This is a genomic window from Anaerolineae bacterium (assembly GCA_013178015.1).
GTDB lineage: Bacteria > Chloroflexota > Anaerolineae > DRVO01 > DRVO01 > Ch71.
In genome coordinates this window covers 76,581-92,810 of sequence record JABLXR010000005.1, presented here as the reverse complement: position 1 = coordinate 92,810, position 16,230 = coordinate 76,581, and the positions used below count along the sequence as shown (strand labels likewise).

Here is a 16,230-nt window from a genome sequence, read left to right as displayed (position 1 = left end):
TTGTGGGAGACCGGAGAGCGTCGAGCCCGGGGAGGAAAGAGACAAGATTGGTGGCCGAGTCAGAGGTAGCCAATCCGGGAGGGATGGCCATGAGCGAGGAACGGCTGCGGATACTGAGAATGCTCCAGGAGGGTAGGCTTACCCCCGAGGAGGCCAACGACCTCCTGGAGGCCCTGGGCGAGCCGCCGGTGGTAGAGGAACCGCCCCGGCCGCCCGAGCCTTCGCCGGAACCAGTAGCTGAGACGTCGGAGCCGCCGACCGCCGAGGGAAAGCCCGTCGCCGAGAAGATGCCCGGCGCGCCCGAGCCCGAGCGCCAGCGTCAGGACTGGAAGCGCACCCAGGAGGCCTGGCGCGAGGTGGAGGAGCAGTTGGCGGACCTGGGCGAGAGCGTAGGCGAGGCTGTGCGAGCCGGCTTCCACTCCGAGTACTGGAAGGAGTTCGAGGGGCACGCGAACAGGCTGGCCCAGGAAGTGAGCCGGATGATCAATGAGATGGTTGACTCCACCCAGAGGCAGCAGATAGCGGCTCAGGCGGAGCGGCTGGTGGATTCGGTGCGGGCCGCCACCGAGCAGACGATGAAAGAGGTGCAGCCCCAGATCGAGGCGGCCGTGCGCCGGCTGAACGCCGAGCTGCAGCGGATGACCGCGCGCCTGGAGAGGGACGCCGCCAGGGCAGAGAGGGCGGACAGGCACGGGGCCTCATTCGGCAACCTCGCCGGGGCAGTGTTGGAGGGCACCAACCTAGAGGGGGCGAGGCTCGAGGGTGCCGACCTCAAGGGAGCCAACCTCACCGGCGCCAACCTGCACGACGCCGATCTGCGCGATGCCGATCTCAAGGGAGCCATTCTGCGGGACGCCAACCTGGAGGGCGCCGACCTACGGGACGCCAACCTGATGGGCGCAGTCCTAGACGGCGCCAATCTGCAGGGCGCGGTCCTCCGCGATGCCGACCTGATGGGGGCGGTATTGCCCAAGGCCAACCTCCAGGGGACAGACCTGAGGGACTCGTCTCTGATGGGCACGGTGTTCGAAGAAGGTGCCGATCTGAGCGGCCTGGATCTCCGGGACCTCGACCTGACCGGCGCCCGCCTGAGCGCCGCGGAGGTGCGCGCGCTGCGCCAGCGGCGCGAAGCTAACTGAGAGGCAGGCATGAGCGAAGAGCGAATGCGGATACTGAGAATGGTGCAGGAAGGCCGCATCACTGCCGAGGAGGCCGACGGCCTCCTCGCGGCCCTCGCCCACCGGCAACCGGCTGCTCCCTCTTCGCGACGGGGTAGGCTGGAGCCCCCGCCCAGGCCGCCCCGCGCCCGGCCTGTCCTGGACAACGCTGCCGGAGCCAACCTGAGGGGCACCCGACTCCGGGGCGCCAGGCTGGAGGCCGCCGACCTCACGGGAGCCGACCTGCAGGACGCCAACCTGCAGGGTGCCGACCTGCGCGGCAGCGACCTCACCGGAGCCGTCCTGCGACGGGCCAACCTGCAGAACGCCGACCTCCGCCGGGCCGACCTCACCGGGGCCGTCCTGCGGGAGGCCAACCTGCAGGGAGCCACCCTGCGCCAGGCCGACCTGACGGGAGCGGTGTTGCCCAGAGTCAACCTGCAAGGGAGCAACCTGGAGAACGCCGACCTCACCGGGGCCGTACTCGAAGAGGGAGCAGACCTGCAGGGGCTCGACCTCAGTGGGCTGGACCTGACCGGCGCCAGCCTCACCGCCGAGAGCCTACGAGAGCTGCTGGCAGCGCGTCGGGAGGACTAGGGAGGAGGGACCGCATCGAAGAGATCTCGGCTTCCCCGGGGACCTTGTCGGACCGGGACCAGGTCCTGGCCCTGTTCCACGACCACGCCCAGGCCTGGCGACCGCTCCTGGTCCAGAGGCACGGCCAGGCTGCCGCCGACTGCATCGCGAGGGAGGCTCGGAAGGAGTTGGAGCGCATCATTCCCACCATCCCCGACATCGGAGGCGACGCCAACCCCATGACCCGTCACCTCCGGCGCTCCGTCACCAGCCTGGCCCTGTACCTGGCCATGCGCCGGTCCGGGCACTCAGCCGAGGAAGCCGGCTGGGTGATCTACCACGCCGTCGCCGCCCGCGTCGCCACCCTACCTCGGCAGGCGTTCGATGGCCTGACGCAGGAACAAGTGGCGGCCAAGCGGGAGGAGGCAGCGCGCTCGCGTCAGCGCCGGTATCCGGGGGACTGGGTGTGGGAGTTCGTCGAGGGGGACGGCGGGCGCACCGAGTACGGTTACGACTTCCTCCAGTGCGGCACCCAGAAGCTGTATCGCGCCCACGGGGCGGAGGAGTTCCTGCCCTTCTACTGCTACCTGGACTTCGTCACCCACCGGGCCGAGGGCTGGGGCTTCTCCCGGACGAAGACTCTGGCCCAGGGCCACGACCGCTGCGACTTCCGCTACCGCCGGGGAGAGGGCACTGCGTGTGGGTGGCCTCCGCCGTTCCTGAGAGACTCCGGGTGACTGGAGCAGGGATACTCACGCAAAGGCGCAAGGAGGCCAAGATCCCTTGCCGTACTCCTTTGCGCCTTGGCGTCTTTGCGTGAGGTCTGGGCGAGATGGTGGGGGCCGCCTGGGCGAGACTGGGTGCCGGATTCGCCTCTCCGGCACTTCGGCCGGACTGACAGGGCGTTGGGCGGCTGGAGGCGCCCCGCCCTCCCGCTTCGGTGGAGAGCCCTACCCTCCCTTCCGATATAGAAACTCCCGAATCGCCATCAGGTCCCGCCGCAAGTCCGGGTCCCGCTCCGCCAAGTCGGAGATCTTGTCGCAGGCGTAAAGCACCGTGGTGTGGTCCCGCCCCCCCAGGGCCTCCCCGATCTGGGGTAGAGACGCGTTAGTCTCCGTACGGGCCAGGTACATGACGATCTGGCGGGGCAGGGCGATGTCCGCCCGCCGGCTGCGACCGTAGATGGCCTGGCTGGTCACCCGGAAGTGCCGGCACACTGCCTCCACGATCTCGGGGATGTCCACCGCCACCGGCTGGCCGAACATCTCCGCCAGCACCTGCTCCGCCATAGCCAGGGTGAGCGCGGTGCGGGTGAGGGTGGCGTGGGCCACCACCTTGTTCAGCGCCCCCTCCAGCTCGCGGATGTTGCTCTGCACCTTGTTGGCGATCAGGTCCAGCACCTCGTCGGGGACGGCGATGGGCTGATACTCGGCCTTGGACCGGAGAATGGCCGTGCGCGTCTCCAGGTCGGGCGGCTGGATGTCCACCGTTAGGCCCCACTCGAACCGGGAGCGCAGCCGCTCCTCCAGCGTGGGAATGGCTTTCGAGGGTCGGTCGCTGGAGATGATGATCTGCTTGTTGGCAGCATGGAGGGTGTTGAAGGTGTGGAAGAACTCCTCCTGCGTCTGCTCCTTGCCGGCTATGAACTGGATGTCGTCAATCAGCAGCACGTCTATGTTGCGGTACTTGCCCCGGAACTGTTCCGTGGTGTGGCTGCGGATGGAGTTGATGAGATCGTTGGTGAACTCCTCGGAGGAGACGTAGAGGACGTTGTACCCCTTCTCCAGAGGCACGTGCCCGGCCGCGTGCAGGAGGTGGGTCTTGCCCAGCCCCACCCCCCCGTAGATGAATAGAGGGTTGTAGGCGGTGGCAGGGTTGTCGGCCACCGCCTGGGTGGCAGCGTGGGCCATACGATTGCCGGGTCCCACGATGAAGGTCTCGAACCGATAGCGGGGATTGAGCATGTTTGACGTCCGCACCGGACGCTCTCTGCCCCCATTGGCCCGTAGTTCCTCGCTGGAGGAATTGAGGACGGCCGGCTCGGGTTCGTCGCTGGAGGAAGCGGCCGCCGCCACTACGAAGTGCAGGTCTATGGGCTCGCCGGCGATGCTGCTCACCGTTCGCTGCACTGTGCCTATGAGGCGGTTCTCCAGCCAGTCCTTGACGAAGGAGTTGCGCACGGCCACCGTGAGGACGCCCTCCTCCATCGAGACCGCCTCGGTGTTCCGCAGCCAGGTGTCGTACATGGCCCGGGTCATCTGCACCTGCAGTTCACCTTGAGCCGTCTGCCAGAGTCGCTCAGCGTCCATTGTGGTTCCCCCGGTAGAGGGGCCGGCTGCGAAGCCCAGGCCCTACAACTAACATCTGCCCAGATCAAGAGCATGTCCGCACTGAAGCCACGAAGACGGCACCGTTTGAGCTCCGGACGCCACCGATATCGGCCGGGCGCCAGGGCACGACAGACACGGACGCCGATATGCCTCAGCCCCGTAAGAGCGGAGGGCGTGGCGAAGATGCAGCTGAGGCAAACCCATCACCCGCCTTGCTGCGGCTCCTGCCCGCCTAGAAGCGGAGCCACAGGGCGATCAGTCGGGTAGAAAGCGCTCGAAGACCTCGTTGCTCAAGAGACGTCCACGCCTGGTCAGGCGGACGCTGCACTGATCGTACACCAGCAGGCCCCGGTCCGTCGCCCAACGGATGGGCTCCCGGTAGCTCTCCACCGGATCCTCACCGAAGCGAGACCGGAACCGCGCTCTCTCCAGCCCGGCCACCAACCTGAGCCCGAGAATGGCCGTCTCAGCCATCTCCAGCGACCGATCCACGCCTTCGGAAAAGACCACACGGCCCTCAGGAGTAGCAGCCACGTAGGCCTCGGGGCTATCCACACGCGCGAAGCGGCGACCATCGAGGAAGGAATGAGCGCCCGCGCCCAGACCCACATAGGGCTCGTTCCGCCAGTATATCAAGTTGTGCTTGCAGGTCAAGAGAAGTGGAGAACCCTCCTCCCCGGCCTCCCCTCCACACTCGGAAGACGAGGGGACCGGCTCCTTTCCGCTCAGCCGAAGGGTGGTCTGGTCTCCTCTGAGGCGATCTCTTCCCTGGCCCCCATTGTGGGAAGCAAGAGGCGGTCTGGCTCTCCCTTCCCCTCCAGCGAAGGAGGCCGGGGGGTTAGGTTCTCTCGCCGGCCGGGCCCAATTGGAGATCTCGTAGTGTCCGTAGCCGGCCCGCGCTAGGCGATCCTCCGAGGCCAGGTACATGTCCGCCGCCAAGTCGGCATCGGGGCAGGGCAGGTCTCCGCAGCGAACCGCTGCCTCCAGGAGAGTGCCGGGCTCCAGGGACAGGCAGTAGAGGGAGAGGTGCTCGCTTCCCAGCTCCAGAGCTCGGTCCAGGTCGGCTTCCCACCGGGCCAGCCGCTGGCCCGGCAGCCCGTAGATCAGGTCCAGGCTGAGGTTGTCGAATCCGGCAGCCCGAGCCAGTCGCACCGCCTCCTGCGCCTGGGCGAAGGTGTGCACCCGGCCCAAGAGCCGTAGCTCCTCCTCGAACGTGCTCTGCACCCCCAGGCTGAGCCGGTTGCAGCCGGCGGCGCGGAGGGCGGCCAGCTTGGCCGCGTCTACCGTCCCCGGGTTGGCCTCCACCGTGACCTCGGCGTCCCCCGGCAACCCGACGGCGTGGGCAGCGGCGATCAGAGAGGCCAGGTGTGCGGCGGGCCAGAGGGTGGGGGTGCCCCCGCCCAGGTAGAGGGTGCGCGGCCATCGGGGAGGCAGGGCGGCGATCTCTTCCAGCAGGACCTCGAGGTATGGTCGCCAGAGCTCCTCGTGCCCGGGCACGGAGACGAAGTCGCAGTAGGAGCACTTCCGCCGGCAGAAGGGGATATGGACGTACAGGCCGACACAGCAGTCCATCAGCATCACCCTGGAGGGATATCACCGCAGAGATGGCCGAGAACGCAGAGAAGACGCAGAGAGAGTACAGGGAGCATCAGAGAGCGCAGCCCGCCAGCGCAAGGGCACCTGAGCCACTGCCCTCCCATCCCCCCGGCGACTTGCATCCCTCTTCCCTTCGCCTTTGCCAATCCTCTGCGGTCTCTGCGATCTTTGCGGTGAGTCCCTGCCACTAGTCTCCTACTACCTGCCGCACTCGCCGCAGGGCTTCGCGGCAGTAGTGGATGGGGTCGGCGTCGGAGCTGAACAAGTCCACCACCCAAGGACCGGCGAATCCCACTCTCTCCACGAGCGACCGCACCAGCCCGAAGTCTATGTCGCCGTCCCCCGGCAGCAGGTGACGGTGGACGCCGGCGCGCATGTCCTCCACGTGCAGGTGAGCAATGTGCGGGCCGAGCCGTTCGAAGGTGTCCGTCAGATCGTCGGTGAGGAAGGCGTGGCCCACGTCAAGGTTGACCGCCATGGGCGGCGACGGCAACTCGGACAGCACCAGTTCCATGTCTACCGTGTTGGCCACCGACAGGAGCGGCTCAGGCTCCACAGCCAGCAGGACACCCGCTTCCTGCGCCCGAGACGCGAGAGGGCCTGCCCGCCGGATGAAGTCCTCACTCCGGTTCGCGGTGGCCTCGTCACCGGGGCGGTCGCCGTTGATCACCAGTATGGGCACCTCGCACGCGGCCGCCAATTCCAGGCTGTGTGCCATGTTAGCCCAGCGCTCGTTCGGCGGCTCGCCGTCCCCATGATAGCTGAGCGAAGAGAGCGCCAGTCCGCGCCCCGCCACGTCGTCCAGAACGCCCCGCAACTCCCCAGGGGCCAGCTCCACCAGCCCGTGGTACTCCAGGCAGAGCTCCACGGCGTCGTAGCCGGCGCCGGCGATGGCGTCCAGCGCCTCCTCCAGGGTAGGCCGGCGGAAACCGGCAGTGCGAAAGCCAAACTGAGTCATAGCTGCCTCCGTATAGACGCGAGAAGAGGGGGTTGACCGCAGAGGTCGTCGAGAAGTCAGAGAGCTAAGAACGACATGGCAGGCGACTGAAGCACTGCTGAGGCGCGTCAGGGCCGGGAGCAGCCGTCCGACCCACCTCTTCCCCGTAGCTCATTGCGACCGCGGCGACGACATCGGATCTCATTTCCTCCGCTTCTCTCTGCGGTCTCGGCGATCTCGGCGGTGAATCCCCGCTGCGGTTACGCTCGTATCTCGAACGCCAGGTGCAGCACCGCCGCCAGAGCTCCCCCTTATCCCAGGGGGGAGATGGTAAGGCAGCCGGTGTCCCCGCCCTCGGGCCACAACTCGGCCACCATCTGGCCTGCGGGCGCCACCAGCCCATCGGTGAGCAGACGGCGTATGTGCCGCCCGATCGCTATCCCTCTCCCCGCGTCCGGCTCCGCTCCCGGCCCACTCCAGCTCCCCGCGGACGCCTATGCCTACTAGGATAGTATAGCCCTTGCCAGGCGACCCAGACAGGGCCGGCGAGAGACTTGACACGCCGGCGCCGCAAGCTAGCATCCTGGCACGCCCTGCCGTCGCCGGGCCCGGCGACGCGGCCCTATCTCCTGGCGGTGGGGGAGGCGCTTTGGCCCGAGGCTATGCCCGCCTGAACCTGCAGCCGGCTCGGCTCAGACGGCTCCTGGAGGACGAACTGGCCGTCAACCCCGGCTGGCAGTTCGTCGCCGACGTGGCCCGCCTGATCTGGGAGTACCGCTACTTCAGCCTCGCCATCCTCGTAGTGACGGTGTTCCAGGAGTTCGCCGCCCTGTGGCCCGTCAGCTTGCTGGGCCAGTTCATTGACCGACTCACCGAGGGCGACCCGGGAGACGTCATCTGGCTGCTGCTGGGCTCCAGCCTCTTCTACCCCGCCCTGGCGCGGGCCAACGTGGTGCTGCGGCACAAGCTGTTCTACGAGACCGATTTCCGCAAGATGGTCGAGCTGGTGCTCAAAGTGTCAGACCGGGGCGAATACGGGGACACCGAGTCGGCCGCGGCGGCCTACACCCGGGCGGCCAACGCCGTCAGCGGCATCACCAACGCCACCTACCACGTGCTGGGGAGCTTCACACCGGTTATCATAAAGATCGTGATCGTCTCTGGCAGCTTGCTAGCGTACAATCGGCTGTTGGGGCTGGTCTACATGATCAGCTTGACCATCCCTACGGTCATGACGGTGCTCTTCAACCGCAGACTGCGGGTGCTCCTGGATTCGCAATACTCCGTCATCAGCCGAGTCTCGGGCGCGGGCATCAAGACCATCAGCGACAAGGACAACCTCACCGCTCGGGACAAGTTCCAGGAGGCCATGAGCACCCGCCGGGGCATCTACGTCAGCCTAATCACCAAGAGCCAGTTCTATCTGTACGCTCGCGAGGCGATCCTGGTGGGCAGCCAGTTCCTGGTGGTGTTCCTGGCCCTGGCCATGCGGCAGCGCCTGGGCATGACCCCGGGGGACTTCGCCAAGATCATCGGCTACATGGCCCAGGTGGCAGCGGCCTTCATCACGGCCGCCTCCTGCCTGGACGCCATCGTGAGCTACAGCCGCGCTTACCACGTGTACGCCACCGTGGGTAGGGACTAGGTGCCAGAGCGAGATGCCGCCTTCAGGCCAGCCGCGTTCGCCTCGGCGCACGCGGGACTCCCAGTCCCTGGGCCTGTGCGCCGACCGTGCAGTCAACTGAGAGTGAGTTGTAAGGAGAATGTCCGTGCAGTCATTGCGTGTCTCAATCGGGAGCCGGATTGCCGTCGCGGTGTTGCTGACCATCGCCGTCCTGGCGTCGGGCTGCTCCGGTGAGGAAGCAACCCCGCCCACCCAGGAGCCAGCCGCCAGCCCCACCGCCGCCCTGGCGAGCCCGACCGCTCTTTCGACTTCCACCCAGGCTTCGCCCATCTCGGCCCAGTCGGGCCTGTTCCACGGAGTCGAGACTAGCCTCACCCAGGAAGGCTTCCCCCTCCTGGGGGACCCCGACGCACCCGTCACCCTGATCGAGTTCAGCGACTATCAGTGCCCCTTCTGCGCCCGCCACTCCGTCCAGACCTTCCCCGCCCTGGTGGAGACGTACGGCCCCGGCGGGCAGGTGAACTTCATCTTCCGCGACTTCCCCCTGCCCTCCCTGCACCCGAACGCCACCAACGCCTCCTCGGCGGCCCTCTGCGTGGCGGAGCAGGGCCCGGCCTTGTTCTGGCAGATGCACGAGGAGCTCTTCCTCCGCCAGAACCAGTGGGCTTCCCTGCCCGACCCCACCGGCTACTTCGCGGACCTAGCCACGGAGGTAGGCGCCGACGGCGAGGTCTACACCCGATGCATAACCTCGGGCCGCAGCAATGCCTCCATCCAGGCCAGCCTGGCCGCCGGTCAGGCCCTGGGGATCGGGAGCACGCCCAGCTTCCAGTTCGTCCAGAACGAGACCGGCGAGGACTACATCCTGGTGGGCGCCGAGTCCCTGGATACCTTCACTGCCTGGATAGAGGCCCTGTTGGCGGGAGAGGCCCCACCTCAGCCAGAGGCGGAGGAGGCAGAGGCGCCCCAGTTGCCCTACTGGGCCAGCAGCGAAGGCCTGGCTCCTGACCCGGAGCGCCCCGGCTATACCCTGGCAGGAGACCAGTACAAGGGTGACCCTGAGGCGGCCTTGGTGGTGGTGGAGTTCACCGACTTCCAGTGCCTGCCCTGCCGCCAACACTCCCTGGAGGTACAGCCGGCCCTGGATGAGGAGTTCGTGGACACAGGTCGAGTGATGTGGGTGTTCAAGCACATGCCGGCGCAGACGAATCCCCAGGCTCCGGTGGCGGCCGCCGCTGCCGAGTGCGCCGCCGCTCAGGGACGGTTCTGGGAGATGTACGAACTCCTCTTCCGCACCGTAGACCGCTGGACACAGCAAAGCCCCGACGCGACACTGGTGGCCCTGGCCCAAGAGTTAGGCCTGAGCCAGGACCAATTCCGCGAGTGTCTGGACAGCCGCGGATCTCTCGAGCCCGTCCTCAGCGACATGCAGGACGGCCAGGGCGTGGTGAGCAGCACTCCCGCTTTCATCGTCCTCTACGGCGGGCAGGGACGGATCCTACGCGGATCCCTGCCCCTCGATGACTTCCGGACGGCTCTACAGCAGATGCTGACCGAGGCTGGTAGCAGATAGGGCCGGAGCACCCACTGCAGACGGCGGGGGCACGCGTTGGCGTGCCCCCCGAGTTGTGCCTGGCGGGTGTCAGTCGGCTCCGTCCTCTGGCCCTCCTACCACCTGGCAGTCCACCAGCGAGACGCCCTCCAACCCACTGGCGATGCTGATGCCCGCGTTGTGGGGACCTTCCCGGGCCAGGAGGCCCTCTAAAGTAACCCAGGGAGCACGGACCTCGATAGAGGGGGCGAACGAGGGTGGGCCCGGGCTGCGGAACACCGGTGGCCTGCCCTCGCCGTAGGCCCTGAAGACGATGGGCCGCTCGGGCGAGCCAGCCTCGTCTATCACCAGCCCCTCGTCCCAGCGCGAGCCGCGAGCGAAGTGGACCACGTCGCCCGGCTGCAACTGGACAGCTGCCAACCGGGCCAAACTACGCCACGGCTGGTCGGGGCTGGCGCCCGAATTCCCGTCGTTCCCGCTTCTGGCGTCCACGTAGTATGAGGCTGTGGTGGCCTCCGGCACCGGCGTGGCCGTCGGCTCGGCGGTGGGCTCAGGTATGGGTGTGTCAGTCGGCTCGGGCAGGGGCACCGCGGTAGCAGTGGGGACGGGTGTGGCCGTGGGGGCCACAATGGGCGCGACCGTGGCCGGAGCGGTGGGTCTTTCCTTCGTGGCCGGGGGTCTCGTCGGCTCGGCAGGGGGAGCCACCGGCTTGGTAGCCTCCAGGGTTGGGGTCGGCACTGCTGGGGGCGGCGTCGGCGCGGTGGCCGTGGCCTCCACCGGCACCTCGGGCGCCACGGTAGCCGGTGGCGTGGTCGGGGTGGCGTCAGGTGCCGCTCCCGCCTCCGACGATGGAGCAGAAGGCGCCGCCTCTGTCCCGGCCGCGGGAAGAGGTGTGGACGGCGCCGGACTGGGGCTGAGCGGTGGCGGGCCAGCGGGTTCGGTAGCGCCGGACTCGGCCTTCTGCTGAGCCGAGGAACCGTTCCCATTGCCGCGATAGGTCCCTGTCAGAGTGAAAGAGTAGGGGCCGCTCCGGTTGTTGCTCGTGTCGGCCTCGGCGATGGGTTCACCGTTGGGGCCGCCGATGTTGGGGTCCAGCCAGATGACGTACTGGCCCGCCGGGATCACCACCGACTGGGAGAGGACGATCGTCTCTCGAGACCCGAGGTAGTCCACGCTCCAGAGGGCTTGGAACAGGACGGTGTCCGGCCGGTCCTCGGCCGCTATGCTCGCGGCGGCCACGAAGTCCTGAGCCGCGGCCGGGATCTGGTTCCTGATGGATACGCTCACGTCGCAGTTCCAGCCCTCCGGCTCCAGCGATAGGGGCTTGACCCTAACTCTCCCCCCTCTGAGGTCGGGCAGGACCTCCGGCGCCGAGGCCGGCGGGGGCAGCGGGGTGGCAGTAGCCGTGGAGGTGGGTTCAGGAGTGGCCGGCGTCGCGGAGGCGGTGGGCGTGGACGTCGGGATAGGAGTCACCGCGCTGGTCGGGGGGACGTACGGCGTCGCAGTGGGCATGGATGTGGGCGCATAGGTGGCGGTAGGAGTGTAGGCGGGCCGCGTGGTGGCGGTGGGAGTGGCCGTGGGCTGACGCGTAGGAGTACTGGTGGGAGTAGCTGTTGGTTGGTGCGTCGGAGTCGAGGTCGCCGTGAGCTGACGCGTGGGCGTGTTCGTAGGCGTGGACTCTGGGGCATCGGTGCGCCCCAGCAGCCTCAGAAACTCCCGCATGACGGTACCATCGTCCTGCGTGGGGGTGACCCAGACGCCATCAATGAGGTCGCGCACGGCATTGACGCAGTCCATCATCTCCTGCGCCGTCTTGGGCACGCCCTTGGGGTTGGGGGCCACGTCCAGCCAGATGCTCACGTTGGGATTGGCCTGCTTGATGGTGGTGAATAGGCTGCGTAGGGTGTCGCGATACTCGTCCAGGCTCAGGTTGGCCTGGTAGGCCTTGGCCTGGGGGATGTAGATGTCCACGTAGGGCGCCATTTCCGCGGCGAAGTTCACGTTGAAGTAGCGCGACGGCCCCAGCACGAACTGCAGCCCGTGAGCGCGAGCGATGTCCCGCATACGCCTCACCGCTTCCACCGGGTTCTCCTGCTCCCAGATGGGAGTCTGATCCCAGCGCTCCAGGTCGTACCCCAGGTAGGCCACCTCGATGCTGAGCCGGGACAGGGCCTCCTCTACCCCATCCAGGGTGGGAGTCATGAACATGCGAGTGTAGGCGGGCACGATCGAGAGTGGCCTCTCCACCTTACTTAGGTCCCCGTGGTACATGACCCCCCACATGTCGCCCTCGATCTGGTAAGGCAACATGGCGACGACGTCGGCGTCGAGACGAGACCCAAAGGCCATGGGCCCGGACGGAGACTGGGCCGATGCCATGCTCTGCAGCACCAGGCTTAGCAGCAGAACGACAGCCAATGCCGTCGGGACAATACCCCGGCACGGTCTTCGGTTGGCGAACACTGTTCCCCCCGCGCCCCTGGGGTCGGATCCGGTCACTGAAGTTGGTGGGCTGACCGGACCCTGGGGCGCCTCGACATAAGTGTGGAGCAACCGTGGGGGAGATGGGTAGTCCCTCTACCGTAAATCTCTCGTAAAGATTACGTAAACTCGATGCCCAGTGAGGGTGCCGATCAGAGCTCGGGTCTGGAGCTGACGGTGGCCCTGACGCAGACGGCAACTGTCATCGGTGGCCGTCGAACCCTAGGATGGCCGCCTCGGCGGTGGCCCGTCCTGATCCAGCCGCAGGCCGAACCCAAGCAGCCTCACCTGCCGGCCCAGGTGCCGGCGCCACACCGAGGTGCTCTTCTCTTCCAAGAGCCGAAAGCCAGCCTTCTGGAAGAGCCTGACGGCACCTCGACTGTGATCCGTGGTGACCGCGTGCACCCCCGGCACCCCGCAGCGTTGCAGGTGCTCCAGGTAAGCGGACAACAGTTCCCATCCCAGGCCCTGCCCTCGGTGAGACGAGGCGACGTTGATGTGCAGGTTGGCGGGATAGGCGGGGTCGCGGATCTCCAGCAGCTGCCCTCGCAGCCAGGCCAGGGCGTTGTCCAGGTAGTAGAGCATGGTCTTGCGGCCCAGGCGGTAGCGTCCCCGCACCAGCCTTCCCACGATAGCAGGAAGGTGCGCCATCAGGTGCCGATGCACGTCGGCATCCCCGTGCGGGCTCCCCACAATGTACCCGGATAGGTTACAGGTGACAGGGGATAGGTTACAGGGGACAGGGGATAGGGGACAGGGTGAGGACGGGCCTCTCTCGGTCCCGTGGGCCACTCCCTGTAACCTGTCCCCTGTCACCTGTAACCTATCCCCTGTAACCTGCCTGGCCACGAAGGCGTAGTCGGGGTAGTGATCCAGGTAGAGGCTCACACCCAGGTCGGCGAAGAGCTTGCGGTCGTCGAAGTAAGCCTCTACCGGTTCCCCGAAGAAAGCGGTGTCGGCGTAAAGGCAGCGCACAGCCTCCCGGTCGCTGGGGCGATAGGGACGCACGCGGACGACGGCGGCCCGTCTCCGAGCCGGATCAGAAGGCAGGGACAGCCTGGTCCTCCAGGCTCACCGCTATCCAGCCGATGCGGTCAACGACGCGCCCGCGCGGATAGGCAGCCTCGAAGCTGACCACTACCGTGTGCGGGTTACTCAGCTCGTCCAGCCGGAACCGGGCCAGCAGGAAACGACCGCGGGCCTGATCTCGGGGCCGAGGCATGAGCCGGACGGGGTAGAGCACGCGAGCGCGGGACGCGTTCTCGCCATCGGCAGCGCGCACGAAAGCCCGGTACTCGACCAGGGGGCTGGAGCCCCCTCTGAGCTCGGCTGCTATCCATACCTCCTCGGCCGTGGTGGCCACGTAGAGGGCGACGAAATCGGTGCCCGGGCCTAACTCCTGGGTGAGAGTGTCCCCCACCGAGTCCCACAGAACCGGCCGCAGTTCGGCCTCGTCCGCCAAGACCCAGTCGGTGACCACTGGTGTCACCGGCTGGTCTTCCACCAGCATCAGAGCGCCGGCGTAGTTCAGTTCGCAGAATAGCTCGTTCTGGCGCACGAAGGAGCGAAGGAACGCGCCCAGCAGGGGCAGCTGGCTGCGGTGCTGTTCCATGGCCTCGCCCTTGACCCTGACCAGCTCGTCGGTCAAGGTCAGCTTCTGCCAGTAGACTCCGTCGTTAACCAGCCTGAGGGGAGGCAAGAGCGGAGCGAAGGGGAGGTAGCCCCTGGGCGTGGGGAAGTCTCCCCGATGAACCAGGTACAGAAGCAGCCGGGGCATCGGATCCGGGCGCTCCATGGCCAGGGCGAGGGCGGCAAACGCGCCCGTAGCCCAATGGTCCGGGTGGCTATCCTCAAAATGGGGCGCTACAACCGTGTCCGGTTGGAACTGACTCAGGATGGTCCGCAGGTCGGCCAGCAGAGACTGCCCCGAGTAGACCGAGGACGGATTGTAGGTGAGGGGATAGGGGCTGTGAGCCAGTCGGGTGAAGGGCGAGCGGTAAGGGTCAGTGTCCTCCCAGTAGTTCCACCAGAGAGCCTGAATGCCCCGGTCCGGGTAGCCGAGGAACTCCACCATACCGGGCGCCACACCCAGGGTAGCCAAGGCGCGGAGCGATTCCTGCTGCCGGTTGAGCCCGGACTGAATGTAGTCGGTTGACCGGGGAGGGCGGCGGAACTCGACCATGGTTCCGGTCAGGGAGCCATCGCCGCTGGTGACGATGACCACGCGCACCTCGCCCCCTCGCTGGAGTACCTGCTGCATCAGCCCGCCGGCCGCGATCACCTCGTCGTCCGGGTGAGGCGAGATCACCAGCAACCTCATGATGTTCTCGGCGTTCGCCAGGTCGTCAATGAAGGGAGCGGGCAGGGCCGCGAGGCGTCCCACGTACAGGTTGGCGCTGACCAGGACGATTGAAAGGATGGCCAGAAGGAGCAGGACGCGCCCAATGGTCCCCCATCGTCGCCGGCCGCTCTCCCTCTCGCTGCCGATGGAGTTGCCGGCTCCCGAATCAAGGGCGCGCAGCCGCCGTAGGCTCACCGATAGGCTTGCTCCTGAATGTCGCCGGAACACAGGGGGTCCTTCACTTGGGCAGGCTCACCCGCTCGCTTCCCATAGCGGAAGGGGACCGCCGGGCTAGAGCCTGCTGCATGGTCTCCTGGTAGATGGCGGCCGTCGTCGAGGCCATGCCCGCCCAGCTGAACCGGGACTCGGCCAGGGCACGCCCCTCTCGCCCTATTCGGCGACGCAGCTCTGCGTCCTGGATCAGTCTCTCTAGCCGTTGGCGTAGCTCCAGATCCGTCCGCACTAGGAATCCGGTGCGCTCGTCTTGCACGAGCTCCTCGGTGCCGGCGCTTTCTCGGGCCACTGTCGGGAGGCCGCAGGCCATAGCCTCGAGCAGTGCCAGTCCGAACGCCTCAGTGTAGCTGGGGAAGGCAAACACGTCCATGGCATTCAAGTAGGCGGGCGTCTCGGCCCAGGGCACGGCGCCGATCATCAGTGTCCTCCCCTCCAGACCCAGGCTGCGCAACCGCCGCCTGAGCTCAGGAAGAAGGGGGCCGTCTCCTGCCAAGAGAAGCCGCAGGTGATTCGCCGTCTGCATCAGCGGGGCGACCGCCTCTATCAGGCTGAGCACGCCTTTAGAAGAGACCAGGCGACCTAGGTAGCCGATCACCAGTTCCTCCGGCCGGTATCCCAGCCGCTCCCGGGTCCGGACCCGAAGTTCGCGGTTGGGCCGCCAGCGCTGGGCGTCCACCCCTCCGTGAACCAGGTGAATGGGGACTCCCGCTCCGGCCATCTCTCTGACACCAGCAGCGCTGAGCACGATGAGCCCCAGCGTCCATCGTGCCGCCACCCGTTTCTCGGCCGCTACCGCCAGCCGGTTGAAGAGGGCGGGGCGGTTAGCCCGCGCGGTCATAGAGTGCTTAGTGAGCAGCGTGGGAATGCCCAGCCGGGTGGCCGCCCGCAGGGCCCCCAGCACCAGTAGCGATTCGAAGGAGTGGCCGTGGACAATGTCGTAACCGCTGCCCTGCAGAAGGCGGTAAACGCGCCCGAACACCCGGGGGTCCACCATGGGGTCGGCGCCCCCATACGACACGACTGCCCCTTCCAGGCGCAGAACCCGGAAGCCATCGCCACCGTCTGCTGGAGCGACGCAGGCCGTGTGTCCGACCGAGGGCGCCCGGTGAGTGACCACGTCCACCTGGTGCCCAGCTTCGGCCAGACCCTGGGCCAGGCTGCGGACGTGGTTCTCGATCCCTCCAATTCCGGGCTGATAGCAGTCAGTCGCGAGACAGACCCTCAGTTCCGCCATCTCTGTCAGATACTCCCTGGTAGACTCCCGGTGCGCCGCCAGACCGGTGGGCCTTCCCCGCCCGTGGAGGAGATGGGCGAAGGTCTGTCTGCAAGTTCAGGGCCTAGGGTCCGGCAGGATCACCGCCGAGGCCCTCCGGTCCCGCAGTAGGGTTAGAGTACCTTTCAT

The 16,230-nt window shown here is 67.1% G+C and carries 12 protein-coding genes; 5 read left to right on the top strand and 7 right to left on the bottom strand.

The features are described from left to right. The first annotated feature begins 638 nt into the window (after window positions 1–638). Genes HPY83_02865 through HPY83_02855 form a run of 3 tightly spaced genes read left to right on the top strand, consistent with a single transcriptional unit; the run spans window position 639 to window position 2,470 of the window. Window positions 639–1,139 (top strand): pentapeptide repeat-containing protein, encoded by a 501-nt coding sequence (locus HPY83_02865; GenBank protein ID NPV06889.1) that lies wholly within the window; start codon window positions 639–641, stop codon window positions 1,137–1,139. Window positions 1,140–1,148: 9 nt separating this feature from the next. Then, window positions 1,149–1,754: a pentapeptide repeat-containing protein gene (locus HPY83_02860; GenBank protein NPV06888.1), complete on the top strand. Its 606-nt coding sequence runs from the start codon at window positions 1,149–1,151 to the stop codon at window positions 1,752–1,754. 44 nt (window positions 1,755–1,798) lie between these two features. Beyond that, window positions 1,799–2,470 (top strand): L-2-amino-thiazoline-4-carboxylic acid hydrolase, encoded by a 672-nt coding sequence (locus HPY83_02855; protein NPV06887.1) that lies wholly within the window; start codon window positions 1,799–1,801, stop codon window positions 2,468–2,470. A 213-nt stretch (window positions 2,471–2,683) separates the two neighbouring features. Here HPY83_02855 and dnaA read toward each other — a convergent pair whose 3' ends face one another. From dnaA to HPY83_02840, 3 genes are all read right to left on the bottom strand, one after another. Continuing rightward, window positions 2,684–4,042, bottom strand: a complete 1,359-nt coding sequence (gene dnaA / locus HPY83_02850; GenBank protein ID NPV06886.1) for a chromosomal replication initiator protein DnaA — start codon at window positions 4,040–4,042, stop codon at window positions 2,684–2,686. A 276-nt stretch (window positions 4,043–4,318) separates the two neighbouring features. Next, entirely contained in the window at window positions 4,319–5,635 is a 1,317-nt protein-coding gene (locus tag HPY83_02845; GenBank protein NPV06885.1) for a coproporphyrinogen III oxidase family protein, read from the bottom strand. A 211-nt stretch (window positions 5,636–5,846) separates the two neighbouring features. Further along, window positions 5,847–6,617, bottom strand: a complete 771-nt coding sequence (locus HPY83_02840; protein ID NPV06884.1) for a sugar phosphate isomerase/epimerase — start codon at window positions 6,615–6,617, stop codon at window positions 5,847–5,849. Window positions 6,618–7,245: 628 nt separating this feature from the next. On the opposite strand from HPY83_02840, the gene HPY83_02835 reads away from it, so the two are divergent. Then, window positions 7,246–8,241: an ABC transporter ATP-binding protein gene (locus HPY83_02835; protein ID NPV06883.1), complete on the top strand. Its 996-nt coding sequence runs from the start codon at window positions 7,246–7,248 to the stop codon at window positions 8,239–8,241. A gap of 124 nt (window positions 8,242–8,365) precedes the next feature. Next, window positions 8,366–9,793 (top strand): thioredoxin domain-containing protein, encoded by a 1,428-nt coding sequence (locus tag HPY83_02830; GenBank protein NPV06882.1) that lies wholly within the window; start codon window positions 8,366–8,368, stop codon window positions 9,791–9,793. Between the two features lie 69 nt (window positions 9,794–9,862). Here the strand turns inward: HPY83_02830 and HPY83_02825 are convergent, their stop codons facing one another. The 4 genes from HPY83_02825 to HPY83_02810 all read right to left on the bottom strand — a co-directional run bounded on the left by HPY83_02825 (window position 9,863) and on the right by HPY83_02810 (window position 16,062). Then, a complete protein-coding gene (locus HPY83_02825) occupies window positions 9,863–12,235 on the bottom strand; it encodes a hypothetical protein (protein NPV06881.1) in 2,373 nt (790 codons plus the stop codon). A gap of 240 nt (window positions 12,236–12,475) precedes the next feature. Then, complete coding sequence (locus HPY83_02820; protein NPV06880.1) at window positions 12,476–13,228, bottom strand: GNAT family N-acetyltransferase; 753 nt, start codon at window positions 13,226–13,228, stop codon at window positions 12,476–12,478. 64 nt (window positions 13,229–13,292) lie between these two features. Further along, entirely contained in the window at window positions 13,293–14,789 is a 1,497-nt protein-coding gene (locus HPY83_02815) for a PIG-L family deacetylase (GenBank protein ID NPV06879.1), read from the bottom strand. A 43-nt stretch (window positions 14,790–14,832) separates the two neighbouring features. Then, window positions 14,833–16,062: a glycosyltransferase family 4 protein gene (locus HPY83_02810; GenBank protein NPV06878.1), complete on the bottom strand. Its 1,230-nt coding sequence runs from the start codon at window positions 16,060–16,062 to the stop codon at window positions 14,833–14,835. Window positions 16,063–16,230 lie beyond the last annotated feature (168 nt).

What these genes read in the sequence shown, in the direction of transcription:
- HPY83_02865 (NPV06889.1), top strand. Translation starts at nt 639, where the DNA reads ATGACCGCGCGCCTGGAGAGGGACGCCGCCAGGGCAGAGAGGGCGGAC.
- HPY83_02860 (NPV06888.1), top strand. Translation starts at nt 1,149, where the DNA reads ATGAGCGAAGAGCGAATGCGGATACTGAGAATGGTGCAGGAAGGCCGC.
- dnaA (NPV06886.1), bottom strand. Translation starts at nt 4,042, where the DNA reads ATGGACGCTGAGCGACTCTGGCAGACGGCTCAAGGTGAACTGCAGGTG.
- HPY83_02845 (NPV06885.1), bottom strand. Translation starts at nt 5,635, where the DNA reads ATGGACTGCTGTGTCGGCCTGTACGTCCATATCCCCTTCTGCCGGCGG.
- HPY83_02840 (NPV06884.1), bottom strand. Translation starts at nt 6,617, where the DNA reads ATGACTCAGTTTGGCTTTCGCACTGCCGGTTTCCGCCGGCCTACCCTG.
- HPY83_02810 (NPV06878.1), bottom strand. Translation starts at nt 16,062, where the DNA reads ATGGCGGAACTGAGGGTCTGTCTCGCGACTGACTGCTATCAGCCCGGA.